Origin of the sequence: Nocardioides pantholopis (assembly GCF_003710085.1) — a bacterium.
Lineage (GTDB): Bacteria > Actinomycetota > Actinomycetes > Propionibacteriales > Nocardioidaceae > Nocardioides > Nocardioides pantholopis.
Genome location: NZ_CP033324.1, coordinates 2,941,850 through 2,965,559, shown reverse-complemented (window position 1 = coordinate 2,965,559; position 23,710 = coordinate 2,941,850). Strand labels below are relative to the sequence as shown.

General features: G+C 72.6%; 26 protein-coding genes, 1 tRNA gene and 1 pseudogene. 21 read left to right on the top strand and 7 right to left on the bottom strand.

Going from position 1 to position 23,710, the window contains the following annotated elements:
* The first annotated feature begins 16 nt into the window (after window positions 1-16).
* Both EBO35_RS14275 and nudC read left to right on the top strand, forming a co-directional pair.
* Window positions 17-205: a hypothetical protein gene (locus EBO35_RS14275; RefSeq protein WP_122818297.1), complete on the top strand. Its 189-nt coding sequence runs from the start codon at window positions 17-19 to the stop codon at window positions 203-205.
* The gene (gene nudC / locus EBO35_RS14270; RefSeq protein ID WP_122818296.1) at window positions 202-1,134 is read left to right on the top strand and encodes an NAD(+) diphosphatase; all 933 of its coding nucleotides are present in this window, start codon (window positions 202-204) and stop codon (window positions 1,132-1,134) included. The genes EBO35_RS14275 and nudC overlap by 4 nt, the downstream gene beginning before the upstream one ends.
* Window positions 1,135-1,168: 34 nt before the next feature.
* Here nudC and EBO35_RS14265 read toward each other — a convergent pair whose 3' ends face one another.
* Window positions 1,169-1,414, bottom strand: coding sequence for a mycoredoxin (locus tag EBO35_RS14265; RefSeq protein WP_122818295.1), 246 nt, complete (start codon window positions 1,412-1,414; stop codon window positions 1,169-1,171).
* 77 nt (window positions 1,415-1,491) lie between these two features.
* On the opposite strand from EBO35_RS14265, the gene EBO35_RS14260 reads away from it, so the two are divergent.
* From EBO35_RS14260 to EBO35_RS14240, 6 genes are all read left to right on the top strand, one after another.
* Window positions 1,492-3,522 (top strand): ATP-dependent DNA helicase UvrD2, encoded by a 2,031-nt coding sequence (locus EBO35_RS14260; RefSeq protein WP_122819798.1) that lies wholly within the window; start codon window positions 1,492-1,494, stop codon window positions 3,520-3,522.
* A 310-nt stretch (window positions 3,523-3,832) separates the two neighbouring features.
* Complete coding sequence (locus tag EBO35_RS14255) at window positions 3,833-4,075, top strand: hypothetical protein (protein WP_122818294.1); 243 nt, start codon at window positions 3,833-3,835, stop codon at window positions 4,073-4,075.
* Between the two features lie 184 nt (window positions 4,076-4,259).
* Complete coding sequence (locus tag EBO35_RS14250) at window positions 4,260-4,568, top strand: WhiB family transcriptional regulator (protein ID WP_122818293.1); 309 nt, start codon at window positions 4,260-4,262, stop codon at window positions 4,566-4,568.
* Between the two features lie 82 nt (window positions 4,569-4,650).
* Window positions 4,651-4,815 carry a hypothetical protein gene (locus EBO35_RS19540; protein ID WP_164477979.1) on the top strand — a complete coding sequence of 55 codons (165 nt, stop codon included), beginning with the start codon at window positions 4,651-4,653 and terminating at the stop codon, window positions 4,813-4,815.
* Between the two features lie 29 nt (window positions 4,816-4,844).
* A complete protein-coding gene (locus tag EBO35_RS19535; RefSeq protein ID WP_164477725.1) occupies window positions 4,845-5,111 on the top strand; it encodes a hypothetical protein in 267 nt (88 codons plus the stop codon).
* Between the two features lie 84 nt (window positions 5,112-5,195).
* A complete protein-coding gene (locus EBO35_RS14240) occupies window positions 5,196-5,366 on the top strand; it encodes a hypothetical protein (RefSeq protein ID WP_164477978.1) in 171 nt (56 codons plus the stop codon).
* A gap of 44 nt (window positions 5,367-5,410) precedes the next feature.
* On the opposite strand, the gene EBO35_RS14235 is transcribed toward EBO35_RS14240, so the two are convergent.
* The gene (locus EBO35_RS14235) at window positions 5,411-6,253 is read right to left on the bottom strand and encodes a hypothetical protein (RefSeq protein ID WP_164477977.1); all 843 of its coding nucleotides are present in this window, start codon (window positions 6,251-6,253) and stop codon (window positions 5,411-5,413) included.
* A gap of 174 nt (window positions 6,254-6,427) precedes the next feature.
* A complete protein-coding gene (locus EBO35_RS19530) occupies window positions 6,428-6,586 on the bottom strand; it encodes a DUF5679 domain-containing protein (protein WP_091115022.1) in 159 nt (52 codons plus the stop codon).
* Between the two features lie 163 nt (window positions 6,587-6,749).
* On the opposite strand from EBO35_RS19530, the gene EBO35_RS14230 reads away from it, so the two are divergent.
* The 3 genes and pseudogenes from EBO35_RS14230 to EBO35_RS14220 all read left to right on the top strand — a co-directional run.
* Window positions 6,750-7,544, top strand: coding sequence for an enoyl-CoA hydratase/isomerase family protein (locus EBO35_RS14230; RefSeq protein WP_122818290.1), 795 nt, complete (start codon window positions 6,750-6,752; stop codon window positions 7,542-7,544).
* A gap of 353 nt (window positions 7,545-7,897) precedes the next feature.
* Window positions 7,898-8,941 carry a PHP domain-containing protein gene (locus EBO35_RS14225; RefSeq protein WP_122818289.1) on the top strand — a complete coding sequence of 348 codons (1,044 nt, stop codon included), beginning with the start codon at window positions 7,898-7,900 and terminating at the stop codon, window positions 8,939-8,941.
* A gap of 9 nt (window positions 8,942-8,950) precedes the next feature.
* Window positions 8,951-9,361, top strand: a pseudogene (locus EBO35_RS14220) (M48 metallopeptidase family protein); the annotation flags it as partial.
* Window positions 9,362-9,491: 130 nt separating this feature from the next.
* Here EBO35_RS14220 and EBO35_RS20040 read toward each other — a convergent pair.
* Both EBO35_RS20040 and EBO35_RS14210 read right to left on the bottom strand, forming a co-directional pair.
* Window positions 9,492-10,106 carry an NUDIX hydrolase gene (locus tag EBO35_RS20040; RefSeq protein WP_241153705.1) on the bottom strand — a complete coding sequence of 205 codons (615 nt, stop codon included), beginning with the start codon at window positions 10,104-10,106 and terminating at the stop codon, window positions 9,492-9,494.
* Complete coding sequence (locus EBO35_RS14210) at window positions 10,103-11,521, bottom strand: zinc-dependent metalloprotease (RefSeq protein ID WP_122818287.1); 1,419 nt, start codon at window positions 11,519-11,521, stop codon at window positions 10,103-10,105. The genes EBO35_RS20040 and EBO35_RS14210 overlap by 4 nt, the downstream gene beginning before the upstream one ends.
* 45 nt (window positions 11,522-11,566) lie before the next feature.
* Between EBO35_RS14210 and EBO35_RS14205 the strand changes: the two genes are divergently transcribed.
* The 7 genes from EBO35_RS14205 (at window position 11,567) to EBO35_RS14175 (ending at window position 17,692) form a co-directional block, all read left to right on the top strand.
* Entirely contained in the window at window positions 11,567-11,995 is a 429-nt protein-coding gene (locus tag EBO35_RS14205) for a molybdenum cofactor biosynthesis protein MoaE (protein WP_122818286.1), read from the top strand.
* Window positions 11,996-12,059: 64 nt separating this feature from the next.
* On the top strand, window positions 12,060-12,317 hold the full coding sequence (locus EBO35_RS14200) for a hypothetical protein (protein ID WP_164477976.1): 258 nt from the start codon (window positions 12,060-12,062) through the stop codon (window positions 12,315-12,317).
* A gap of 52 nt (window positions 12,318-12,369) precedes the next feature.
* Window positions 12,370-13,464 carry a YlbL family protein gene (locus tag EBO35_RS14195; RefSeq protein ID WP_122818285.1) on the top strand — a complete coding sequence of 365 codons (1,095 nt, stop codon included), beginning with the start codon at window positions 12,370-12,372 and terminating at the stop codon, window positions 13,462-13,464.
* 7 nt (window positions 13,465-13,471) lie between these two features.
* The gene (locus EBO35_RS14190; protein WP_122818284.1) at window positions 13,472-14,086 is read left to right on the top strand and encodes a PPA1309 family protein; all 615 of its coding nucleotides are present in this window, start codon (window positions 13,472-13,474) and stop codon (window positions 14,084-14,086) included.
* Window positions 14,083-17,088, top strand: coding sequence for a UPF0182 family membrane protein (locus tag EBO35_RS14185; protein WP_122818283.1), 3,006 nt, complete (start codon window positions 14,083-14,085; stop codon window positions 17,086-17,088). Before EBO35_RS14190 ends, EBO35_RS14185 begins: the two co-directional genes overlap by 4 nt.
* A gap of 50 nt (window positions 17,089-17,138) precedes the next feature.
* Window positions 17,139-17,212 (top strand) — tRNA-Met (locus EBO35_RS14180).
* A gap of 189 nt (window positions 17,213-17,401) precedes the next feature.
* Window positions 17,402-17,692 carry a putative quinol monooxygenase gene (locus EBO35_RS14175; protein WP_122818282.1) on the top strand — a complete coding sequence of 97 codons (291 nt, stop codon included), beginning with the start codon at window positions 17,402-17,404 and terminating at the stop codon, window positions 17,690-17,692.
* Between the two features lie 86 nt (window positions 17,693-17,778).
* Here the strand turns inward: EBO35_RS14175 and EBO35_RS14170 are convergent, their stop codons facing one another.
* Together EBO35_RS14170 and EBO35_RS14165 are read right to left on the bottom strand one after the other, a co-directional pair.
* The gene (locus tag EBO35_RS14170) at window positions 17,779-18,456 is read right to left on the bottom strand and encodes a response regulator transcription factor (protein ID WP_122818281.1); all 678 of its coding nucleotides are present in this window, start codon (window positions 18,454-18,456) and stop codon (window positions 17,779-17,781) included.
* Window positions 18,453-19,676 carry a sensor histidine kinase gene (locus tag EBO35_RS14165; protein WP_122818280.1) on the bottom strand — a complete coding sequence of 408 codons (1,224 nt, stop codon included), beginning with the start codon at window positions 19,674-19,676 and terminating at the stop codon, window positions 18,453-18,455. The genes EBO35_RS14170 and EBO35_RS14165 overlap by 4 nt, the downstream gene beginning before the upstream one ends.
* A 212-nt stretch (window positions 19,677-19,888) precedes the next feature.
* On the opposite strand from EBO35_RS14165, the gene EBO35_RS14160 reads away from it, so the two are divergent.
* From EBO35_RS14160 to EBO35_RS14150, 3 genes are all read left to right on the top strand, one after another.
* The gene (locus EBO35_RS14160; protein WP_122818279.1) at window positions 19,889-20,830 is read left to right on the top strand and encodes an ABC transporter ATP-binding protein; all 942 of its coding nucleotides are present in this window, start codon (window positions 19,889-19,891) and stop codon (window positions 20,828-20,830) included.
* Window positions 20,831-20,925: 95 nt separating this feature from the next.
* Window positions 20,926-21,651 carry an ABC transporter permease subunit gene (locus tag EBO35_RS14155; protein WP_164477975.1) on the top strand — a complete coding sequence of 242 codons (726 nt, stop codon included), beginning with the start codon at window positions 20,926-20,928 and terminating at the stop codon, window positions 21,649-21,651.
* A gap of 339 nt (window positions 21,652-21,990) precedes the next feature.
* Window positions 21,991-23,682, top strand: a complete 1,692-nt coding sequence (locus tag EBO35_RS14150) for a phytoene desaturase family protein (protein WP_122818277.1) — start codon at window positions 21,991-21,993, stop codon at window positions 23,680-23,682.
* The last annotated feature ends 28 nt before the right edge of the window (window positions 23,683-23,710 follow it).

Here is a 23,710-nt window from a genome sequence, read left to right as displayed (position 1 = left end):
ATGACATGCTCGACGCGTGAGCGACAACCGCCCCGTCAAGTGGCCGCTGCTGATCCTCGCCGGGTTCTGCCTGATCCCCGCCGTGTGGGGAGGCCTGTGGGCGTGGGGTGGTGACGAGGGCGGGGAGGCGCTCGGCCTCGCGGTGCTGGGCTTCTTCGGTGCCGGCGTCGTGGTCCTGGCCCAGAACGCGTTCCGCCGGCCGTGAGCTTCCCCCACCAGCGGCTCGCCGCCGACCCCCACGACCGGGTGGCCCTGCGCCGCACCGACGAGGCCTGGCTCGAGCAGCGCTGGGCGGACCCCGCGACGCGGGTCCTGGTCGTGGCCGGGACGAGGGTCCGCGCGGTCGACGGCGCCCTGGACTGGGTGGCGCCGCAGGACGCTCCGCCGGGGGTGCGGGTGCTGCTGGGCGAGCAGGACGGGCGGGTGTGGTTCGCGGTCCTCGCGGACCCGGCGTACGCCGGGTCGGGGCTCGCCGGGGACGGCGCGGAATGGCTGCGGGTGCGCGAACTGCTGGCGCCGCTCGCCGCGGGCACGATCGCGGACGCGCCGCTGCTGTTCCACGCGATCGGGTTGGCCGAGTGGCACGCCGTGACCCGGTTCTGCCCGCGCTGCGCCGGCGCCCTGGAGCCCCGCAAGGCAGGCCACGAGCTGGCCTGCACCCGGTGCGGACGCACGCAGTTCCCGCGCACCGACCCGGCGGTGATCATGCTGATCACGGCGGGGGAGCCGGGCGCCCCGGACGAGCGCTGCCTGCTCGGCCGGCAGGCGGTCTGGCCCGAGGGCCGGTTCTCGACGCTGGCCGGCTTCTGCGAGCCGGGGGAGTCGCTGGAGGACGCGGTGCGCCGCGAGGTCCAGGAGGAGAGCGGGGTGCTGGTCGGCGAGGTCGACTACCTGGGCAACCAGGCCTGGCCGTTCCCGGCGAGCCTGATGCTGGGGTTCGTCGGGCGCGCGACGTCCACCGAGATCACCGTCGACGAGGACGAGCTCGAGGAGGCGCGGTGGTTCACCCGCGCCGACCTGCGCAGTGAGGTGGAGGCCGGCCGGGTGCAGCTCCCGGGCGGGGTCTCGATCAGCCGGTCCCTGGTCGAGCAGTGGTACGGCGGTCCGCTGCCGGGCCAGTGGGGCGACCGGTGAGCTGCCCGCCGCGCCGGGGCACGGCTCGTGGGAGTCAGGCCAGGGTGGCCAGCTTCTCCTTGATCTGGGCCAGCGACGGGTTCGTCATCGCGGTCCCGTCGGCGTAGACCAGCGTCGGCACTGTCTGGTTCCCGCCGTTGGCCTGCTCGACGATCTGCACGGCCTCCGGGACCTGCTCGATGTCGACGACGTCGTAGCTGATCCCCTCACGGTCCAGCTGGCTCTTCAGACGGTGGCAGTAGCCGCACCAGGGGGTCGTGTACATCGTGAACGAGCTCATCTGGGACTGTCGCCTCCGCGGTCTAGGGTTTGCCTGCACCGAATCCAACCAGCCACCCCCAGGAGATGTTCCCCCTGATGCCCGCCACCGACCCCGACCAGCTGCTCGCCGCGCTCGACCCCGAGCAGCGTCGCGTCGCCGAGGCGGTGCGGGGTCCGGTGCGGGTGCTCGCGGGTGCCGGGACCGGCAAGACCCGGGCGATCACGCACCGCATCGCCTACGGCGTCGCCACCGGGGTCTACGCGCCGACCGAGGTCCTCGCGGTCACCTTCACGACCCGCGCGGCCGGCGAGATGCGCCAGCGGCTGCGGATGCTCGGCGCCGGCCCGGTCCAGGCGCGCACCTTCCACTCCGCGGCGCTGCGCCAGCTGCGCTACTTCTGGCCGCGCGCCCACGGGACCGAGCTGCCCTCGCTGATCGAGTCCAAGATCGGGCTGCTGGCCAGCGCCGCCCGGCGCCAGCGGATCACCGCCGACCAGGCCCTGCTGCGCGACCTCGCGTCCGAGGTGGAGTGGGCCAAGGTCAGCAACGTCCGCCCCGACGACTACGCCCGGGTCGCGACCGCCCGCGGCCGCTCCGTCACCGGCCACGACGCCGAGACCGTGGGCCGGGTCTTCGGCAGCTACGAGGAGGTCAAGCGCGGGCAGGGCCGGATGGACATGGAGGACGTGCTGCTGCTGACCGCCGGCATGCTCGCCGACGACGAGCGGGTCGCGGCCGAGGTGCGCCGCCAGTACAAGTGGTTCGTCGTCGACGAGTTCCAGGACGTCTCCCCGCTCCAGTCCGCGCTGCTGGACCTGTGGCTCGGCGGGCGCCACGAGATCTGCGTCGTCGGCGACCCCGCCCAGACCATCTACAGCTTCGCCGGCGCCAACGCCGACTACCTGCGCGACTTCCCCCGCAAGCACGCCGACACCACGTCGGTGGAGCTGGTGCGCAACTACCGCTCCACCCCCGAGGTCGTCGAGGCCGCCAACACGCTGCTCGCCGGGTCGGGTAGCGAGGGGGTGCGGCTGCGGGCCCAGCGCCCCTCCGGGCCGACGGTCACCTATGCGCCGTACCCCGACGAGGTCGCCGAGGCCGAGGCCGTGGCCGCCAAGATCCTGCGCTTCCGGGACGCCGGCCGCACGCTCGGCGAGGTCGCGGTCCTGTTCCGGATCAACGCCCAGTCGGAGGCCTTCGAGGAGGCGCTGGCCGCGCGTGGCATCCCGTACGTCGTCCGCGGCGCCGCCCGCTTCTTCGACCGCCCCGAGGTGCGCGAGGCCGTGACCCGGATCCGTGGGGCCGCCCGCTCCGGCGAGGGCACCGAGGTGGTCGAGACCGTCGCCGCGGTGCTCTCCGGGATGGGCTGGACCGACCGGGCCCCGACCGCCCGCGGCCAGACCCGGGACCGCTGGGAGTCCTGGCAGGCCCTGGTCGACCAGGCGACGGAGTTCGCGGCAGCCGGGGGCGACCTGGCCGCCTTCGTCGACGACCTGGACCGGCGGGCGGCGGAGCAGCACGCCCCGGTCGCGGACGGCGTCACGCTCGCGACGTTCCACGCGGCGAAGGGGCTGGAGTGGGACTCGGTCTTCCTCTGCGGGCTCCAGGACGGCACGCTCCCGATCACCTACGCCGACACCCCCGCGGCGGTGGAGGAGGAGCGGCGCCTGCTCTACGTCGGCATGACCCGGGCCCGCGTCGACCTCTCCCTGTCGTGGGCCCTGGCCCGCAACCCCGGGGGCCGCGGCTCCCGCAAGCCGTCGCGGTTCCTGGATCCGCTGCTGCCCGACGACGCGCGCTCGCGCCCGGAGCCGGCGCGCAGCCGCAAGGTCGCGAGCTGCCGCGAGTGCGGGCGCCCGCTCGGCACCGGCGCGGAGAAGAAGCGCGGCCGCTGCGAGGGCTGCCCGGCCTCCTACGACGAGGCGCTCTTCGAGCGGCTGCGGGACTGGCGCAAGGTCCGCGCCGCCGACGAGAGCGTGCCGGCGTTCGTGATCTTCACCGACGCCACCCTCCAGCTGATCGCCGAGCACAAGCCCCGCGACCCCCAGGCGCTGCTGCGGATCAGCGGCATCGGCCGGTCCAAGGTCGACAAGTACGGCGAGGACGTCCTGGCCCTGGTGCAGTAGCGCGACGGCCGGCTGCTCCGGGCGAACGGATCCGACGACCAGAGGACCGGACGACCAGCCGAATAGCTGATGACAGCGGCTGCCCCGGTGGCGCACTGTGAGACCGGTCCTCCCGGGGGCCTCGAGCGCCGAGCGGCCCGGATCCGGCGCGCGGAGCCGGGCCGGTGAAACGTTGAAAAATCTTCTTCGGAAATAGTCAAAAAATGGTTTGCCCATGACTTCGCGGCGGCGATAGCGTGCCATCACGAAACCGAACGCGCCCCACGGCCCTGACGAAGCCGGCGCCCGAGAACCCGAAGGAGGTGGCCTCATGAACAGCATCAAGCGCTCGATGACGGATCAGATCCCGTCCCGCTTCGGCATGCCCACGTGCGGCCGCGCCTTCGTCGACGCGGCCCGGCGTGGGACCGACGTGCGCACCGTCGTCCGGGGCGGCGCCGTGCCGTCTGCCCGGACCTGGACCGTCGTCACCGACGACAAGGCTGCCAAGGCACACCTGGGTCTCATTCCGACCTACGCGGGGACCAGTGCCTGGAGACCACCGATCAGCTGACCAGATCAGCAGCATCGGCGCCTCCAGGCCGCGGACCCCACACCGGGATCCGCGGCCTTTGTCGTATCTGGAGCCGGATCCCGACCCTCGAAAGAAGACGACATCCATTGGCCGAGCACCGAACAGAAACCCAGCACCACCGAGTCAGCAAACCGACATCAAACCCACCACCAGGAGGTGAAACATGACCATCAGCGTCCTCGATCCGCCGACGACTCTGGGCCTGCTCCACGACCAGGCGGAGCGCGTCGACGATGCGCGGCTGCCCTGCCGGGTGCGCAACCCGGAGCTCTGGTTCGCGGAGTCCCCGTCCGATGTGGAGATTGCCAAGGCCCTGTGCCAGGAGTGCCCGGTCCGGGCCCTGTGCCTGGAGGGTGCCCTGGAGCGCCGGGAGCCCTGGGGCGTCTGGGGCGGCGAGCTGTTCCTTCAGGGAGCAGTGATCCCCCGCAAGCGTCCGCGCGGCCGCCCACGCAAGAACGAGTCAGTCGCCTGAGGCTCGGCTCGACCAGCACCAACGCCTCAGCGCCATCCACCACCGACCCACCACCGACCCACCACCGAGATGGAAGAGCGACATGAACGTGATGACCGAGAGCATCGCCCGGACGCAGGTGACCACCCGCGTCGGAGCCGCCCGGGAGCAGCGTCGGGGCCACCAGCTGGCTCGGGCACACCGGCTGTCCCGCCGGGCCGAGCTGGCCGCCCGGGATGCCCGCACCGCACTCGCCCGGGCGCTCTGAGCGCCCCCACCAGGAAGCACCGGACACCGATGAGCACCTGCACCCCGGGCCGCACGGCCCCGACCACCGCCCCTGACGCCGAGACCATCCCGGTCGCCGCCGTCGACAGCCACCAGAACCGGAGCAACGCCATGAATCTGATGAACGAAGACCTGGCGCGCGCGCAGATGGCCGCGCGCCTGGGAGAGGCGCAGGAACGTCGCCGCGGCCACCAGGTCGCCCGCGCGGCTCGCCTGAGCCGCAAGGCCGAGAAGGCCGCCCAGCAGGCCCGCCTGGCTCTCGCCCGGGCCCTGTGAGAACCGGAGCCGGGCACGACGTACGTCGTGCCCGGCTCCGCCGCGTCCGTCCCACGCCTCGCCAGCCGCAGTAGCCTCGAGCGGGTGAGGACCTGCGACTTCTGCGGCCGGCGCGAGGACGAGGAGCCCGACGACCTGACCCGGCTGGCCTGGACGACGGCTGTCGAGAACGGGCGCCGCCGGACCTTCTGTGCGGCGTGCTCACGCGAGCACCTGCGCTCCGCGGAGGCCCGCCTCGACAGTGAATGGTGGTGACCGCCTGGTGACCGCCGGGGCCTCGGGGAGACGGCGGTCCGACCTCACCCGGTGGTGAGCGCCGCGCCCCAGGCGCACCCGCAGCCCGGGTGACGGGTCCATTCCTGCCGCTCGTGGGTCGGGGCGGTCCCGTCCGCGCCGGCGAAGCGCACCGAGGCCGACCAGGTGCTGGGCCTCGCGCCCTCGGCCCAGGCGCGCAGGTCGGCGGCGGCCCACACCAGCGCCAGGTGCTGGAGCAGCGGGTCGACGGGCAGCCGCCCGGCCTGTCCGCGAGACCCGGCCTGCCCGGCCTGCTCGACCAGCAGTGGCCACCGCGGGTCGGCCGCAGCCCGGTGGGCGTCCAGGCAGCGCAGGCACGCGGTCACGCCGGGGTGCACGAACGGGCCGACCGTCACGCTGCCGGGCTGGGCGCCGACGACGAGATGGGGCAGTCCGTCGCGGGCGGCGTCGTCGAGTCCGCTGCGCGGCACCACCCCCTCGCGCACGACGAGGCGGACGCTGGGGTCGGGCCGGTCCGCGGGCTCGCCCCGGTGGGCTGCCAGGCCCGCGGCCGCGAGCACCGGAAGCACCCGGGCGCGCACGTCGGCCGACGCGTCGACCTCGACCAGGCAGGCGGCCCGGGCCAGATGCCGGGCCGCGAGATCCGCCGGGTCGGTGATCAGGCCCGCCTCCGCGAGGACCTGGAGGGCCCGCGCCGCCGGGTGGTCCGTGGCGTGCGGGCCGTCGGGGTGGACGCCGCCCGCCCGCGCCTCAGCCAGCACCCGGCGTACGCCGGGCTCGTCGGGCAGCACGACCGCGCGGCCCGGCTCCAGGCCCACCTGGAGGTGTCGCTCGTCGCGCCGCAGCACCGGCAGCCCCGGGAGGAGTCGTAGTCGGGTGCCGGCCATGGCCGCCACGATGGCAGAGCGGGTGCCTCGGCACCGGATGCCTTCCACAGGGCCAGGCCGGGTGCTCAGCCGGACCGGGCGGAGCCGGCGGAGCCGCCGGGACCGGTGGAGATGCGACGACGGCGCCGCCCCTCGGGGCGACGCCGTCGTGTCGGCTCGTGGGCGCGGGTCAGCTCACGCCTTGCCGAGGATGCGGTTGAGGTTCGTGCTGCAGACGGGGCACACGGCCTTGGCCATCCGGGTGCCCTTGTCGTTCACCTTGACCTCGCCCTCGGCCTCGCGCTTCTCCTTGCACTTCACGCAGTAGAACTCGCCGCTCCAGGTCTCCGCCATGACGGCCTCCTTGCTCTGTCTCACTCGGGTCGTCGCGACGGGATCCAGGGAGCCCGTCGGGGTCGGGCGACGGTGTGCCGCCGAACCGCAACGACCCTACGGCACCTGCTGGTGCGGTCGTCGCACGCCGACCTCGGCCGTGTCGGTCGCTAGATTGCCCTCCATGCCCGACGTGACCCACCTGCGCCTCGACCGCCCCAGCGAGGGCGTCGCCCTGCTCACCCTGGACAACCCCGACCAGCGCAACGCGATGTCGGAGCCGATGACCACCTCGTGGGTGGCCGCCATCGACGAGCTCGCCGCGGACCGGTCGGTGCGGGCGGTGGTCGTCACCGGTGCCGGCAGTGCCTTCTGCTCCGGTGGGGACACCAGCTGGATCGCCGGTGACCCGGACGCCTCGGTGGACAGCCTGCGCACCCGGATGCTGGCGTTCTACCGTTCCTGGCTGGCGCTCCAGCGGCTCGAGGTGCCGACGATCGCGGCCGTCAACGGCCCCGCGATCGGCGCCGGCCTGTGCGTGGCGCTCGCCTGCGACATCCGGTACGCCGCTGCGGGGGCGAGGCTCGGCGCGCCGTTCGTGAAGCTCGGGCTGCACCCCGGCATGGCTGCGACCCGGCTGCTGCCCCAGGTCGTCGGCGCCGCGCACGCGCGCGAGCTGCTGCTCACCGGGCGGCTCGTGGACGCCGAGGAGGCGCTGCGCCTGGGCATGGTCTCCGCGGTGCTGGCGCCGACGGGGTTCCTCGACGCGGTGCTCGAGACGGCCGCCGGGATCGCGGCGACCGCTCCGATCGCGAGCCGGATGACCAAGCTGGCCCTGGCCGACGGCGGCCACGGCGACCTCGAGAGCGCCCTGCAGTGGGAGGCGATGGCCCAGCCGATCACGCTGGCCACCGAGGACCTGCAGGAGGGCATCCGGGCCGCTCGCGAGAAGCGGACGCCGCGCTTCACCGGGCGCTGAGACCCGGGCCGGTGATGTGAAAAGACCCCCGGCCCGGGGCGTGAGACCCGCCTTCCCCTTGCGGGCCTCGCGCGCCGGGCCCGGGGGCCCCGTCTGCTCTGAACGCTAGGAGCAGCGCCGGGGCGCGGTCAACGGGTAGCCGTGCCCGCCTGTGGACAGGGTTGTGGAGAAGGCTGTGGAGAAGGGACGAAACCCGTGGAGTACGGCGGAGAATCTCGGGACCAACCTGTGGAGAGGATTCCCCGGCGCGCGGCGTACCCTGCTCTGACCTGCCGGAACGGCTGTCCACGCCCTGTGGACGAAAGACGGGCGGGACAGAACCGTCGGGGGAGCGAGCGGAAGGGGCGGCGGGCGTGAGCGAGGAGTACGACGCCGGGCCGGTGGCCGCGCTGCGACGGATCGCGTTCCTGCTGGAGCGTGGGCGCGAGGACACCTACAAGGTCAAGGCGTTCCGCAAGGCGGCCGCCGCGATCCTGCCGCTGCCGGAGGAGGAGGTGCGCCGCGCCGTCGCGGACGACACCCTCACCAAGGTGCCCGGCGTCGGGGCGAGCTCGGCGGCGGTGATCGCGTCCGCCGTGCGCGGCGAGCTGCCCGAGCGGCTGGCCCGCGCGGAGCGGGAGCACGGGGGCCCGCTCGTCGCGGACGGCGCCGACCTGCTGGCGACACTCCGCGGGGACCTGCACTCCCACTCGGACTGGTCCGACGGCGGCTCGCCGATCGAGGAGATGGCCTTCACCGCGATGGAGCTCGGTCGGGAGTACCAGGTGCTCACCGACCACTCGCCGCGGCTCACGGTGGCCCACGGGCTGAGCGCCGAGCGGCTGGCCCGCCAGCTCGACGTCGTCGACGCCGTCAACCGGCACCTCGCCGCCGCCGGGGGAAGGTTCACGCTGCTGAAGGGGATCGAGGTCGACATCCTCGACGACGGGTCGCTGGACCAGACCGACGAGATGCTCGCCCGGCTGGAGGTCCGGGTCGCCAGCGTGCACTCGAAGCTGGCCATGGACGCCGACGCGATGACCCGGCGGATGGTGGCTGCGGTCGCCAACCCGTTCACGAACGTGCTGGGCCACTGCACCGGGCGGCTGGTGACCGGCGGGCGCGGCACCCGCAAGGAGTCGCAGTTCGACGCCCGCGCCGTCTTCGAGGCCTGCGTCGAGCACGACGTGGCCGTCGAGATCAACTCCCGCCCGGAGCGGCGCGACCCGCCGACCCGGCTCCTCGAGCTGGCCCGCGACGTGGGCTGCCTGTTCTCGATCGACACCGACGCGCACGCGCCGGGGCAGCTGGACTTCCTCGCGTACGGCGCGGAGCGGGCCGCCGCGGCCGGGATCGAGCCCGAGCGCATCGTCAACACCTGGCCGAAGGACCGCCTGCTGGCCTGGGCGAACCGCTAGGGTCCCGGCATGGAGCGCCCCGAGGTGGAGGTCCGCCGCTCGTCGCGGCGGCGCCGCACCGTCTCGGCGTACCGCGAGGGCGAGCGCATCGTCGTGCTGGTCCCGGCCACGCTCAGCCGCCGCGAGGAGGCTGACTGGGTGGAGAAGATGGTCGCCCGCCTGGAGCGCTCCGAGCGCCGCCGGCGGCCCAGCGACGCCGACCTGATGCGGCGGGCGGCCGGCCTGAACGACCGCTACCTGGGCGGGATCGCCAAGCCGGAGTCGGTGCGCTGGGTCGACAACCAGAACAGCCGGTGGGGCTCGTGCACCCCCGCGGAGCGCAGCCTGCGGCTCTCCACACGGTTGCAGGGGATGCCGGCGTGGGTGATCGACTACGTCCTGGTCCACGAGCTGGTGCACCTGATCGAGCCCGGCCACAACGACCGGTTCTGGGCCTGGGTGGACCGCTACCCGCAGGCCGAGCGGGCCAAGGGCTACCTCGAGGGCTGGTCGGCAGCGGCCCGGATGGAGCCCCCGAGGACGGGGCCGGGCCGGTGCCGGACGAGCTCGACTAGCCCGGCTGGCCCGCCGGGTCCGCCTGGGAGGTGGACTGCAGCGCCAGCTCGACGAGCTCCACCAGGTCGGCGTCGGGGTCGGGCAGCGCCCGGACCGGCCACCAGCGCACGTCGAGCGACTCCTCGCTGACGGCGTGCCGGGCCTCGGGCGCGGCGACCGCGACGTACCGGACATCGAGGTGGTGCACGGTCGGGCCGCCGTCAGCGGGCCCGCAGAACTCGACCGGGTGCTCGCTGAGCTGGACCGGCCGGGGGCCGAGCACGAGGCCGTCGAGACCGGACTCCTCGGTCGCCTCGCGCAGGGCGGCGCCGGCGAGGGTGGTGTCCCCGGCCTCGCAGTGGCCGCCGAACTGGAACCAGCGGCCGGCCTTCGCGTGCAGGGTCAGCAGCACCCGGCTGCGGTCGGCGCTCAGCACGAGCGTCGACGCGGTCAGGTGGTCGGGGCGGCAGATCCGGCTCATTGCGTCGGGCCGCTCCCGCAGGTGGGCGACGTACCGGTCCCGGAGGGTGGCCTGGGCCCGCGTGGGCGGGGTCCAGGCGGTCAGCGTGCTCAGCGCGTCGGCGTGCAGGCCCGGCTCCCCAGTCGGGGCTGGGGTCGGTGCTGGGGTCACTGCCGCCCGTCGCCGGTGTCGCCGGAGCCCTCGGCCGGGCCGTCCCCGGCGTCGGGGCCCTCGCCGCCGAGCAGCTTGGCCAGCTCGGCGTCGAAGTCGGCCTCGCTGAGCTCGGTGGGCGCGGCCGCGTCCTCGCGGAAGCCCAGCGGGTCGTCGAGATCGGCGTCGGTCGGCAGCAGGTCGGGGTGCATCCAGACCCCGTCGCGGGCCTCGACGCCCTGACGGGTGCGCAGCGAGCCCCACAGGGTCGAGGCGTCGCGCAGACGGCGCGGGCGCAACTCGAGCCCGACCAGCGTCGCGAACGTCTGCTCGGCCGGCCCGCCGGCGGCCCGGCGGCGCCGGAACGCCTCCTGCAGCTTGCCGGCGGTGGGCATCCGCTCGGCGGTGGCCTGGCCGACGACCTCGTCGACCCACCCCTCGACCAGCGCGAGCACGACCTCCAGGCGGCGCAGCGCGGCCTCCTGCGCGGGGGACTTGGGCATGTCGAAGAGCCCGCCGTCGAGCAGCTGCTGCATCGACTCGGGGTCGGTGGGGTCCATCCCGCGCATCTGCTCCTCGAGGCGGGACTGGATGGTCTCGGCGCTGACCTCGATGCCGCGGGCGTAGTCGGTGATCGCGCCGATGACGTGCTCGCGCAGCCACGGCACGTGCACGAAGAGGCGCTGGTGGGCGGCCTCGCGCAGCGCGAGGTAGAGCAGCACGTCGTCCTCGGGGATGTCCAGGCCGGAGCTGAACGCGGTGACGTTGGAGGGCACCAGAGCGGCGCGGCCCGGCTTGGCCAGGGGCACCCCGGTGTCGGAGACGCTGAGCACCTCACTGGCGAGGGCGCCGAGGCCGGAGCCGACCTGCGTGGCCAGCATCGCGCCGACGGCCTTGCCGATGATCGCGAGGATCGGGCCGGCCTGGGCGCGGGCCTCCTCGGGCACGGCGCCGCTCATCGCCTGCACGGACTGCGCGGCGACCGGCTCGACGAGGACCTTCCACACGTCGGTGGTCTCCACGACCCACTCGGCGCGGCTCCACGCAGCGGTGGTCTGCACCCCGGAGGGGAAGCTCGTGGTCTCGTCGAGCCAGTGGTCGGCGAGCCGCAGCGCGTCGGCCACGGCGTCCTTCTGGCGCTGGCTCACCGAGGGGTCGGACGTCGCGGCGACCGCCTGGCGGGCCAGGTCGATGGCGAGGTCCCAGTTCAGCGGGCCGTCGTAGGGCTGCATCATGGCCTGGAGCTGGCCGAAGAGCTGGTTGAGGTCGGGGAAGCCGCCCGCGCCGCCGGCGCCGCCCATTCCGGGGAACATGCCGCCGAGGCCGCCGAGGCCGCCGGCACCGCCGCCGAAGAACTGCTCGAACGGCGTGCCCTTGAAGGGGTTCTGGCCCTCGTCGGGCCCGTCGGAGGACGGGTTGCCGGAGTCGTTGCTCATGTGGCCAACGGTACGCGGTTCGGCCAACGGCTCTACCCTCGTCCCGTGGCCCACCCCGCAGTCCGCCTGGTCGACCTCCGCGACACGCCGCTGGAGGTCGACGAAGTGCTCGCCGCCCTGGACGACGACGCGTCCGGCGGCCTGACCCTGTTCGTCGGGCGGGTGCGTGACCACGACGGCGGCAAGGGCGTCGTCGGCCTCGACTACACCGCGCACCCGAGCGCGCTGGAGCGGCTGGCGGAGGTCTGCGACCGGGTCGCCGCGGCCCACGACGTGACCGGCGTCGCCGCGGTGCACCGGACCGGGACGCTCGCGATCGGGGACGCGGCGGTCGTGGTCGCCACCACCGCGGCGCACCGGGGTGCGGCGTTCGAGGCGTCCCGGGACCTCATCGACACCCTGAAGGCCGAGGTCCCGATCTGGAAGCACCAGCGCTTCGGCGACGGCACCGAGGAGTGGGTGGGCTCGCCGTAGGTCCGCCCGGGAGCCGCGGGCGTGGCGCCGCGGGCCCGGCGGCGCGCGCCCCTACCCTCGGACCGTGGAGATCCTGCTGTGGCTGGTGCCGTCGGCCGTCGTCACGGTCGTGGCGATGTGCTGGGTGTCCTGGCTGGGCCGCGAGGGACGTGGCGAGGTCGACCGCGACGTGGCCGCCCAGCGGTTCGCCCGGGCGCTGCAGAAGGACTCCGGGGTCCGGTACGCCGCGCGTCCCGCGCAGCGCGACCGCAGCACCGGCATCGCCGTCCGCCCCTCCCGGGCGCCCCGCCCCGGCACCGACCGGGACCGCCGCGCCTCCTGAGTCGAAGCCGGGTCGTCGCAGGCCGGTTGTCGGCGGATGAGAGGCTGGCGCCATGACGCAGCGCACGATCGCCGCCCTCGTGGCGGTGCCGTTGCTGCTGGCGTTGTTCGCGGTGGCGGTGTTCACCCCGCTGCCCTACGCCACCTACGCGCCGGGCCTGACCGTCGACGTGCTCGGCACCACGGAGGACGACGGCAAGGGCTCGGGCGACGGTGAGACCGAGACCGAGGAGACCGGCGAGGTCGAGATCATCCAGGTCGACGGCCACGAGGTCTACCGCGACGAGGGCCAGCTGCGGATGACGACAGTCTTCGTCTCGCTGCCCGGCGCCGAGAAGACCCTGCCCGAGCTGATCGGGGCCTGGTTCGACGAGGACCGCGCGGTCTACCCCTACGACGCCGTCCACGACGAGGACGAGACCGTCGAGGAGAGCCGCCGCACCGGGGCCATCGACATGGTCTCCTCCCAGGACCAGGCCGTGGCCGTGGCCCTGGAGGAGCTGGGCTATCAGGTCACGCCGGCGGTGATGGCCGCCTACATCGAGAAGGACACCCCGGCGCAGGGCGTGCTCGAGGTGGGCGACCTGTTCCTGCGCGTCAACGGCACGGCGGTCAGCACCCCCGACCAGATGGCCGAGCTGGTGGCGGCCACCCCGGAGGGCGACCCCGTCGAGATCGACCTGCTGCGCGACGGCGAGAAGCGCACCGTGATGCTGCTGCCCGAGCAGGTGGACGGCCAGGCCCGGGTCGGCGTCACGCTCGGCACCGGCTACCGGTTCCCGTTCGAGGTCTCGGTCAACATCGACGCCCAGATCGGCGGCCCCAGCGCCGGCCTGATGTTCTCCCTGGCCATCTACGACGCACTGACCCCCGGCGCGCTGACCGGCGGCAAGTCCGTCGCCGGCACCGGCACGATCAGCGCCGACGGCGAGGTCGGGCCGATCGGCGGCATCCAGCAGAAGATCGCCGGGGCCCGCCGCGACGGCGCCGACCTGTTCCTGGTGCCCGAGGACAACTGCGCCGACGCCCTCGGCGCGGAGGCGGGCGACATGCGCCTGGTCCGCGCCACCACCATGCACGAGGCCCGCCTGGCCATCGAGGCGTACGCCGAAGACCCCGACGCCAAGCTTCCGAGCTGTGAGGACTGACTGACCCGTGACCTCGTCCCCGACCGACACCAGCGACTTCGACGTCGACCCCGCCCTGGCGGCCGCCGTGCTCGAGATCGAGCAGCACGTCGCCGCCGAGGGCTGGGACCAGCCGGCCCGGCTCTACGCCCTGGTGGACACCGGGCAGCTGGTCGAGCACGAGCCCGCGCTCGCCGCGGCGATGGGTCTCGACGAGTCCTCGGCCGAGGGGTCGCTGACACCCGTCGAGCAGGACCGGCTGCCGCCCGGCGGCGTGCTGGAGCGGATGCTGGAGCAGATCGCCTGGCCCGCGGGGGTGGCCGGCTGCGCCGCGGTCGTGGAGCGCCTGGTGCTGCCGCCCGCGGCCGACGACGACATCCCCGAGGACGCGGACGAGGCGGAGCGGTTCGCGCGCGAGCACCCGGACCGCCAGGAGGTGCGGATCGTGGCCGGCGCCACCCGCGCCGGATCGACGTACTGCGCGCTTCGGATGCGGGCCCACGACGACGACACCTCCGTCGTCGGCGGCGGGGACCTGGTTCCCGGACTGCTCGCCCTGCTGGCTGCCACACTGACCGACGACGACACCACTGACATCGCCGACACCACCGACGACACCGACGCAACTGGAGTGACCGAGTGAGCGAGCTTTACGACCCCGATCCGCGCGAGGCGGCGACGCCGAGCCGGCCGAGGCGGTCGCGGGCCCTGATCATCACGGCCGTGGTGCTGGTGGTCGCCTTCTTCGGGCTGACCACCTTCTCCACTGTCTACACCGACCGGCTGTGGTACCGCGACGGCGGGTACGGCGGCGTCTTCAGCACGCTGTTCTGGACCCGGGCGGTGCTGTTCCTCGTCTTCGGCCTGCTGATGGCGGCCGTGGTGTCGGCCAACGTCTACCTGGCCTACCGGTTCCGGCCGCTGTTCTACCCCTCCTCGCCGGAGCAGACCGGCCTGGACCGCTACCGCCAGGCGATCACGCCGGTGCGCACCTGGCTGCTGGTCGGGATCGCGGTGATCTTCGGCCTGTTCGCCGGCACCTCCGGTCTGGGGGAGTGGCGCAACTACCTGCTGTGGCGCAACTCGGAGTCCTTCGGCACCGACGACGCCCAGTTCGGCAAGGACATCGGGTTCTACGTCTTCGAGCTGCCGTTCCTGCACTACCTGGTGGACTTCGCGATGGCCGCCGCCGTGATCGCGCTGATCGCGGCCGCCCTCGTGCACTACCTCTACGGCGGGATCAAGCTGCAGTCGCCGGGGGACCGGCTCACCGGCGCCGCCCAGGTCCAGCTCTCGATCCTGCTGGGCGTCTTCGTGCTGGCCAAGGCCGCCGACTACTGGTTGGACCGCTACGACCTGGTCAGCCAGTCCGGCTCGCTGATCACCGGTGTCACCTACACCGACGACAACGCGGTGCTGCCGGCCAAGAACATCCTGATGGGCATCGCGATCATCTGCGCGCTGCTGTTCTTCCTCAACGTCTGGCGCCGCACCTGGATGCTGCCGTCGGTCGGCATCGCGCTGCTCGCGCTCTCGGCCGTGCTGCTCGGCATGATCTGGCCCGGCGTGGTCCAGCAGTTCCAGGTCAAGCCCTCGCAGGCTGACAAGGAGGCCACCTACATCGCCCGCAACATCGAGGCGACACGGGCGGCCTACGACCTCGAGGACGTCGAGGTGACGCCGTACACGAGTGCGGCGATCGCCGACCCGAAGTCGGGGCAGACGGTCCGCGCGCAGGCGTCCTCCGCGCCGCTGGTGGACCCCAAGCTGGTGCGCCAGACCTTCGAGCAGAACCAGCAGGGTCGTGCCTACTACTCGGTCGCCGACGTGCTGGACGTCGACCGCTACGAGCTGGACGGTCAGGAGCGGGCGCTGGTGCTCGGCGTCCGGGAGCTCGACCAGAGCGGCCTGAACCCCGGGGACCGCAACTGGTCCAACCTGCACACGGTCTACACCCACGGCAACGGCGTGATCGCGGCCTACGCCAACCAGCGGGGTGCCGACAACAACAGCGAGGGCACCGACATCCAGTGGGCGGAGGGCAACCAGACCAACGCCGACGGCACCGCCCAGGACGCGCTCAGCAAGGCGGTCGGCGGCTACGAGAGCCGGATCTACTTCGGTGAGCAGAGCCCGGAGTACTCGGTGGTCGGCAAGGCCGGCAAGAGCGGCAAGGACGTGGAGCTGGGCCTGGCCGGCGCCACCGACGACGAGGAGCGCACCACGACGTACGACGGCGCCGGGGGCGTCCCGCTCGGCTCGACGTTCCGGGAGCTGATGTACGCGATCAAGTTCGGCGAGCCGAACTTCCTGCTCTCCGGTCGCGTGAACGGCAACAGCGAGGTCATCTACAACCGGACCCCGCGCGAGCGGGTCGAGAAGGTCGCCCCGTGGCTGACCATCGACGACGACGCCTACCCGGTGATCGTCGACGGGAAGGTGCAGTGGGTGCTGGACGGCTACACCACCACCGACCGCTACCCGAACGCCGCGCGGGAGTCGTTCGAGGAGATGACCGACGACTCGCTGCAGCAGTCCGGCGGCCTGGCGACGCTGCCGACCGACGAGATCAACTACATGCGCAACGCGGTCAAGGCGACCGTCGACGCCTACGACGGCACTGTCAAGCTCTACGCCTGGGACGAGTCCGACCCGATCCTCAAGGCCTGGCGCAGCGCGTTCCCCGGCACCGTCGAGGACCGCTCGGAGATCTCCCCGGAGCTGCTCAAGCACCTGCGCTACCCCGAGGACCTGTTCAAGGTGCAGCGCTACCAGTACGCCCGCTACCACATCACCGACGCCGGTGACTGGTACCAGGGCAACGACCGCTGGGAGGTCCCGGAGGACCCGAACAGCGCGAACAACCTGCAGCCGCCGCACCGGCTCTTCGTGGACCAGGCCGCCAACGAGGAGGGCGCGACCCAGGACACCTGGGCGCTGACCTCGGTGTTCGTGCCGTACGGCAAGAACAACCTGGCCTCGTTCGTGTCGGTGAACTCCGATGCGACCTCGGAGGACTACGGCAAGATGAGCGTGCTCCAGCTCGAGGACCAGAACACCAAGGGCCCCGGGCTGATCGCCAACGAGTTCAGCAACGACGACAACGTGCGTGATGCGTTGCTCCCGTTCCAGACCGGCCAGTCGCCGCCGCTGTTCGGCAACCTGCTCACGCTCCCGGTGCAGAACGGGCTGATCTACATCGAGCCCGTGTACGCCGTGCGGGCCGGGTCCACCTCCGGCTACCCGATCCTGCGGTTCGTGCTGGTCTCGATCGGCGAGAACATCGGCATCGGCACCACGCTGACCGAGTCGATCGCCGACGCCCTCGGCGTCGACCTCGGCGAGGGCACCCCACCGCCGGACACCGGCGGCGGAGCCACCGAGCCGCCGGCGCCGGAGGGGAGCGTGGATCAGCAGATCCGGGCGCTGCTCACCGACGCCGAGGCGTCGTTCGAGGAGGCGGAGGCCGCCCTGGCCGAGGGTGACCTCGCGGCGTACCAGGAGGCCGTCGAGACCGCCGAGCAGCTGGTCTCCGATGCCGTCGCGCTCGCGGCGGAGCGGGACGGCGACGCGGCCGGTGGCGACACCGGCGACACCGACTCGGACTCGGACTCGCCGACCGACGAGGGCGACGCCGGGGAGTGACCCCCGGATTTGGCCGCCGGCTGCCCATCCCGTACTGTTCTTCTCACCGGCGCGGGGTGGAGCAGCTCGGTAGCTCGCTGGGCTCATAACCCAGAGGTCGCAGGTTCAAATCCTGCCCCCGCTACAAGTGAGAAACCGCCGCTGACCTGCAGGAATGAGGTCAGCGGCGGTTTCTGTTCTGTGGCCGTGCCACGAGACCCACGGCATGCGTCCGGCCCTGCCGATGAGCGGGCCTGCGGTGACGGTGCGTCAGCGATGAGTCTCCGGTGTCCGCGGGGTCGTGGTCTGCATGAGTGCAGAGACCGCAGGACCGATGCTGATCATCACCGGCCACTACCGGGTGGATCCCGAGGGGCGCGACGCGTACATCGCCGCGTTCGCCGACCTGCAGCGGCGGGCGCGTCAAGCACCCGGATGTCTGGACGTCGCGATCACGGCAGACTCCCTGGACCCCAGCCGCGTGAACAACCTCGAGCGATGGGAGTCCCACGAGGCGATGGAGTCGTTCCGCGCGGTGGCCAATCCGCCTCATCTCGACGAAGAGATGCACGATGTCCAGGTCCGGCTCTACACGGTGACCGACGAGCGCGATCCGTTTGACTGAGTCACCGATCTCAGGCGTCGCCTGCAGCTGCCGAGAGTCGGGTCCACGTACCGCACCGGCCCGCCCAGGCGCGGGCGGGTGGCGGCCTACGCCGGTCCGGGCCGGATCAGGCCGCTCTGGTAGGCGGCGACGACCAGCTGGGCCCGATCGCGTGCGCCCACCTTCATCATCGCCCGGTTCACATGGGTCTTGGCCGTCAGTGGAGAGACGAAGAGGCGCTCGGCGATCTCGTCGTTGGTCAAGCCCTGGGCCGCCAGGGCGACCACCTCGCGCTCCCGATCGGTCAGCTCGGGCAGGAGCGTCGAGTCGACGGTGGCAGACGAGTCGGCCGCGGCCGGTCGGGCGTAGCGGCTGATCAGCGTCCTCGTCGCCTTGGGCGAGAGCAGGGCGTCGCCGGCTGCCAGCGTCCTGATCGCCTGCACCAGCTCTTCGGGATCGACGCTCTTGCCGAGGAACCCGCTGGCACCGGCCTCGACCGCTTCGAGCACGTACTCGTCGAGCTCGAAGGTCGTCAGGATGAGAACGCGCACGCCGGCGAGGTCCTCGTCGGCGCAGATGAGGCGTGTCGCCCCCAGGCCGTCCAGCTCGGGCATGCGGATGTCCATCACCACGACGTCGGCTCGGGTGTCGCGGACCAGGTTCACCGCCTCCTGCCCGTTGGTGGCCTCTCCCACGACGCTCATGTCCGGCGCGGAGTCGATCAGCGACCTGAAGCCCACCCGGATGAGCCCCTGGTCGTCCGCGATGACCACACGAATGCTCACCGGTCCACGCCCGCTCGGTCGGGCAGCCGGACCGACACCCGGAAGTGCCCATCGGGGTCTTGTCGTGCCGCCATCTCCCCGCCGACCGCCGCCACGCGCTCACGCATCCCGATCAGGCCGAAGCCGGCGCCCCCGGAGGGATCTGTCTGGAAACCCGACGCCGCCGCGGCCGCGGAGGGGAGCACGGCGGCCCGGTCAGCGCCGACGGGGTTGGTGACCTCGAGTCCGATCTCGACGGGCTCGTAGCAGATGGTCATGGTGGCCTGTCCGGTTCCGTGTTTGTGGGCATTCGTGAGGGCCTCCTGGAGGACCCGGTACGCCACCAGATCTGCTCCCCCTGGGACAGCGCGGGGACTCCCTGACACAGACTGCCTGATGCTCAGCCCCACGGACTGGAAGGAGGCCACCAGCCGGTGCACCTCGTCAAGGCCCGGTGCGGGCGCGTGGGGGTTCACCGCTTCATCCGGCTGACGCAGGACGTTCAACACGTCACCCAGCTCGTCGAGGATCGCTCGCCCCGCTTCCCGCACGTGCTCGATCGCCGAGAGTGCGGCCGGGGGGTCGACGAGCACGAGATGATGAGCCACGGAGGCCTGGACGTTCACGATCGCGACGCGATGCGCGACCACGTCGTGGAGCTCGCGCGCGATGCGCAGCCGCTCCTCCGCGACGCGTCGAGCAGCCTCCTGCTCGCGCATGCGCTCCGCCCGCTCGGCGCGCTCCTCGACTGCCACGACGAAGGCGCGACGGGACCGGACCGCCACTCCGACGGCGGTGGCGACGGCGAACGACGAGATGTACTGGAAGGCTGCGGGATCGGGCGGCCACGGGTCTGTCACCAGTGCGACTGCGGCCGACACAGGCACCAGTGACGCTGCCCAGGCCACCACGGCGCTGCGTCGGTCGCGCAGGACGGCGAACGTGTACAAGGCCACGACCGGCGTCAGGACGATCCAGGACGCTCCCCCCGCGAGCATGATGACGACCGCGGCGCCCACGCTGGTGCCCGCCAGGACGATGCCGGGCCACCGGCGACGTAGTGCCAGTCCGGCGCAGGTGATGATCGCGATGGCCGTCGCCGCGCCGGAGAGCGAGGAGCCGTCCGGGTGGTCGGGATCGGGGAGGAGCACCGCGATGGGCATGAGCCCCACCGCCACCAGCGCGTCGAACACCGCAGGGTGTCTCGCGGGGAGTGCGCGCAGGTCGCTGAGCCCGGTCATACCCGGAGCCTACGAATCCGACCGGGTCTGTGGCGTCCTCCGGTCGCAGTACACAGCCCTACCGCCAGCGCGGTAGCCGTCCCCTCCCCGTCCGGTGCGCTGCTGCGCGTGCAGCAGACACAGGTGTCTGCGACTGCACGACGCGGGCCAGCACTCCGGACGAGCAGGCTCGTGCCAACGCCGGAAGGTCCGGTCCCCACGAGGAGAACCTCATGATCGAGCTACAGCACCTGACCAAGCAGTACGGCTCCAAGACCGTGGTCGACGACCTCACGGTCACCGTGAAGCCCGGTGTCGTGACCGGCTTCCTCGGGCCCAACGGTGCGGGCAAGTCCACCACAATGCGGATGTTGGTCGGGCTCGAGGACCCGACCGGCGGACGCGCCACCGTCAACGGTCGTCCGTACCGCGAACACCCCATGCCCATTCGCGAGCTCGGCGTGCTCCTGGACGCAGGGGCCAGGCACCCCGGCCGTTCCGCCCGCAACCACCTCCTGGCCCAAGCCCATACGCACGGCCTGCCGGCGAGCCGCGTCGACGAGATGCTGGAGCTGGTCGGGCTCGCCGACGTCAGCAAGGACCGGGTGGGCGGGTTCTCACTCGGCATGGGCCAGCGGCTCGGGATTGCCGGCGCCCTGCTCGGAGACCCCCAGACGGTCGTGCTGGACGAGCCGGTCAACGGGCTCGACCCCGACGGCATCCGCTGGATCCGCGAGCTGCTCCGCAGCCTCGCCGCCGAAGGTCGCACGGTCTTCGTCTCCTCCCACCTGATGACCGAGATGGCCATGACCGCCGAGCATCTGGTCATCATCGGTCGCGGGAAGCTCATCGCGGACCTGCCCGTGGCCGAGCTGATGAGCAGGTCCATCCGCAGCGTCCGGGTCCGCAGCCCGCAGGCGGCGCTGCTGCAGCCGCTCCTCACCGGCGAGGGCGTGACCGTGACGACAGAGCCGGACGGGTCTCTCGACGTCATCGGCCTCACGCCCGAGCAGATCGGCGCCCGAGCCAGCGAGGCCTCGATCCCCGTGCATGAGCTGAGCAGCAAGCAGGCCTCTCTCGAAGAGGCCTTCATGGAGCTCACCCGAGACGCCGTCGAGTACGCCGGCGAGACCACCGCCACCGTTCATTCGGCACCCGAGAGGACAGTTCGATGAGTACCCAGGCAACCGCACCCGCAGGTCTTTCAGCCGGTCCAGGCCGGATCACGATGCGCAACGTGATGCGCTCGGAGTGGACCAAGCTCCGTTCGGTGAGGAGCAACATGGTCACGCTCGCCGCTGCGGCAGGCGCGCTCCTGTTCATCGGCCTGATCTTCTCCGCCATGGTCGGTGGGGTGGTCGGGGACCCACCGGCGGACGCCGGAGACGACCCGGCCGGGGTAGCCCTGGCCGGAGTCCAGGTCGCCCAGCTCATCATCGGCGTGCTCGGTGTCCTCGCCATCACCAGCGAGTACAGCACCGGCACGATCCGGACCACGCTGACCGCGGTGCCGTCCCGGCTGCCAGTGGTCTGGGCCAAGGTCGCGGTCGTGACCATCGCGACCTTCTCCGTGCTCGCCTTGAGCGCCCTCGTCGCGTTCTTCGCCGGTCAGGGCCTGATCGCCAGCGGCGACGTCGACACCGCGACGCTGGGCGACCCCGGCGTGCTCCGTGCCGTCATCGGTGCCGCTGCCTTCCTGACCGGCACCGCCCTGCTGGGGCTCGCTCTGGGCGGCCTCCTGAGGAGCACGGCAGGGGCGATCTCGACGCTGTTCGGGATCATCTTCGTCCTCCCCGGCCTCGGCTTCATCCTGCTCCCCGAGAGCGCGCGAGAGGACCTCATGAAGTACCTGCCGTCGATGGCCGGGAGCTCCTTCACCTCGGTGGCGCCGGACGCGTCCCAGCTCAGCCCGAGCATGGGTGCGGTCGTCTTCGGGGCCTGGATCCTCGTTCCTCTCCTGGGGGCCACCGTCGCGTTCGTGCGTCGACCGGTGTGACCGCGCCGAGGTCGTGAGGATCGGCACAGGCCAGCGAGGAATGAGAAGACATCGCCTCCCAGCCCTCTTCGGCAGATCCGCACGCCGCTCGAGCGTCCGGGGCCGTGTGCCTCGAAGATCTGTCCGGTCTCCCCGCTACAAACCCAAGAGGCCCTCCAGTCTGTCCGACTGTGAGGGCCTCTTGCATGCCCGGTCGGTCAGGCCACGGGGCGGGCCGATGCTCCTCGACGTTCTGGTCCTGGGGTCGCCGTCCACCTGACGTGGGCCCTCTGGTGAACGGCGGCCGGAGCGAGTTGACTGGAGTCTCACTCCAGATACCGCGTGCGAAAGCGATCCGTCATGACGCAGACCACGGCCACACCGTCGAGGCGGGACGTCGGCGAGACCTGGGACGCCGTGGTGGTGGGCGCGGGTCCCGGCGGCCTCACCTGCGCGGCGTACCTCGCGGCCAACGGCAAGCGGGTGCTGGTGCTCGAGGCCAACCAGGTGGTCGGCGGCAGCACCCAGGTCTTCCGCCGCGCCGGCAACAAGTTCGAGTTCGACGTCGGCACCCACTACGTCGGCGAGTGCGGCCCCGGCGGCCGGATGCAGACAGCGCTCTCCGGGCTGGCGCTGACCGAGCGCGTCAACTGGCTGCGCCAGCGCCCGGAGGGCCACTGCCAGATCATGATCCCGGGGACGACGTTCCAGACCCCGACCGGCTGGGACACCTACCTCGAGCGGCTGATCGCCGCCTTCCCCGCGGAGGAGCCGGGCCTGCGCCGGTGCGTGCGGATCATGCGCATCATCGCCGCCGGCGAGAGCCCGCGCCGGCGCCCGCTCATGCTGCTGCGCTGGGGCATCCGCCCGATCACGACGCTGATGGCGGCGTGCGGCCTCAGCGCCGACGCCCAGGCGGTGATCCTCGCGGAGAACGGCGACTACACGTGGCCCCCGCACCGCACGCCCACGGCCATGCACGCCGGGTTCCTGCACCACTACCTCCAGGCCGGCGCCTACTACCCGCGGGGCGGCGGCCAGGTGATCGGCGCCCACCTCACCGACGTGGTCCAGTCGCACGGCGGCCGGGTCCGCACCAAGGCCCGGGTCGAGCGGATCCTGGTCGAGGGCGGGCGCGCCGTCGGCGTACGCCTGCGCGACGGCGAGGAGATCCGCGCCGGGATCGTCGTCTCCGCTGCCGACTTCAAGAGGACCTGGGCGGAGCTGGTCGGCGAGGAGCACCTGACCCGCCGGCTGCGGCGCAGGCTGGCGAGCCTGGAGATGACGCTGCCGATGTTCGCGGTGTACGTCGCCCTCGACGTCGACCTGCGCGAGCGCGGCACCCCGCCACTGGCCTGGGTGTGGCCCACCAACGACATCGACGGCTACTACCGCGAGGTGGCCGCGGGCCGCTGCCCCGAGCGGATGCCGGTGGGCATCAGCTGTCCCACCGCCAAGGACCCCGAAGGGACGCACTCGGCGCCCCCGGGCTACTCGACGCTCGAGCTGGTGAGCTGGGCGCCCAAGGACCACGAGTTCTGGAACGTGCAGTCCAGCCCCGCCGACGGCGGCAGCTACGGCCGCGACGAGCGCTACCTCCAGCTCAAGGACGAGCTCACCCAGCGGGTGCTCGACACCGCCGAGCTGATGATCCCGGACCTGCGGGAGCGGATGGTCTTCTGCGAGGCGTCCACCCCGATCACCCAGGAGCGCTTCACGCTGACCACCGACGGCTCCTGCTACGGCATCGCCCCGCTGCTGAGGAACCTCGGCCCGTTCCGGCCCCGGGTCACCACCCACATCCCGGGGCTCTTCCTCGCCGGCGGCAGCACCGAGCACATGTTCGGCATCAACGCCACGATCTGGGGCGGGATGGGCACGGCCGGCGCCGTGCTCGGCCGCGACCTCGTCCAGGAGGTGCGCGACGGCGCGGTGTTCGTCGACGAGGAGCGCCTGACGCCGGTCACCGACGACTTCGACCCGCTCCTGGCCTCGAAGCCCGGCTCCGTCATCCGCCGACCGGCGCGCCGCCGCCCCCGGGCCACGGCCTGACGGCTGCCGTTCGGGGGAGCGCGAGGGG

What these genes read in the sequence shown, in the direction of transcription:
- EBO35_RS14265 (WP_122818295.1), bottom strand. Translation starts at nt 1,414, where the DNA reads ATGAGCTCGTTCACGATGTACACGACCCCCTGGTGCGGCTACTGCCAC.
- EBO35_RS14260 (WP_122819798.1), top strand. Translation starts at nt 1,492, where the DNA reads ATGCCCGCCACCGACCCCGACCAGCTGCTCGCCGCGCTCGACCCCGAG.
- EBO35_RS14255 (WP_122818294.1), top strand. Translation starts at nt 3,833, where the DNA reads ATGAACAGCATCAAGCGCTCGATGACGGATCAGATCCCGTCCCGCTTC.
- EBO35_RS14250 (WP_122818293.1), top strand. Translation starts at nt 4,260, where the DNA reads ATGACCATCAGCGTCCTCGATCCGCCGACGACTCTGGGCCTGCTCCAC.
- EBO35_RS19540 (WP_164477979.1), top strand. Translation starts at nt 4,651, where the DNA reads ATGAACGTGATGACCGAGAGCATCGCCCGGACGCAGGTGACCACCCGC.
- EBO35_RS19535 (WP_164477725.1), top strand. Translation starts at nt 4,845, where the DNA reads ATGAGCACCTGCACCCCGGGCCGCACGGCCCCGACCACCGCCCCTGAC.
- EBO35_RS14235 (WP_164477977.1), bottom strand. Translation starts at nt 6,253, where the DNA reads ATGGCCGGCACCCGACTACGACTCCTCCCGGGGCTGCCGGTGCTGCGG.
- EBO35_RS19530 (WP_091115022.1), bottom strand. Translation starts at nt 6,586, where the DNA reads ATGGCGGAGACCTGGAGCGGCGAGTTCTACTGCGTGAAGTGCAAGGAG.
- EBO35_RS14230 (WP_122818290.1), top strand. Translation starts at nt 6,750, where the DNA reads ATGCCCGACGTGACCCACCTGCGCCTCGACCGCCCCAGCGAGGGCGTC.
- EBO35_RS14210 (WP_122818287.1), bottom strand. Translation starts at nt 11,521, where the DNA reads ATGAGCAACGACTCCGGCAACCCGTCCTCCGACGGGCCCGACGAGGGC.
- EBO35_RS14195 (WP_122818285.1), top strand. Translation starts at nt 12,370, where the DNA reads ATGACGCAGCGCACGATCGCCGCCCTCGTGGCGGTGCCGTTGCTGCTG.
- EBO35_RS14175 (WP_122818282.1), top strand. Translation starts at nt 17,402, where the DNA reads ATGCTGATCATCACCGGCCACTACCGGGTGGATCCCGAGGGGCGCGAC.
- EBO35_RS14165 (WP_122818280.1), bottom strand. Translation starts at nt 19,676, where the DNA reads ATGACCGGGCTCAGCGACCTGCGCGCACTCCCCGCGAGACACCCTGCG.
- EBO35_RS14160 (WP_122818279.1), top strand. Translation starts at nt 19,889, where the DNA reads ATGATCGAGCTACAGCACCTGACCAAGCAGTACGGCTCCAAGACCGTG.
- EBO35_RS14150 (WP_122818277.1), top strand. Translation starts at nt 21,991, where the DNA reads ATGACGCAGACCACGGCCACACCGTCGAGGCGGGACGTCGGCGAGACC.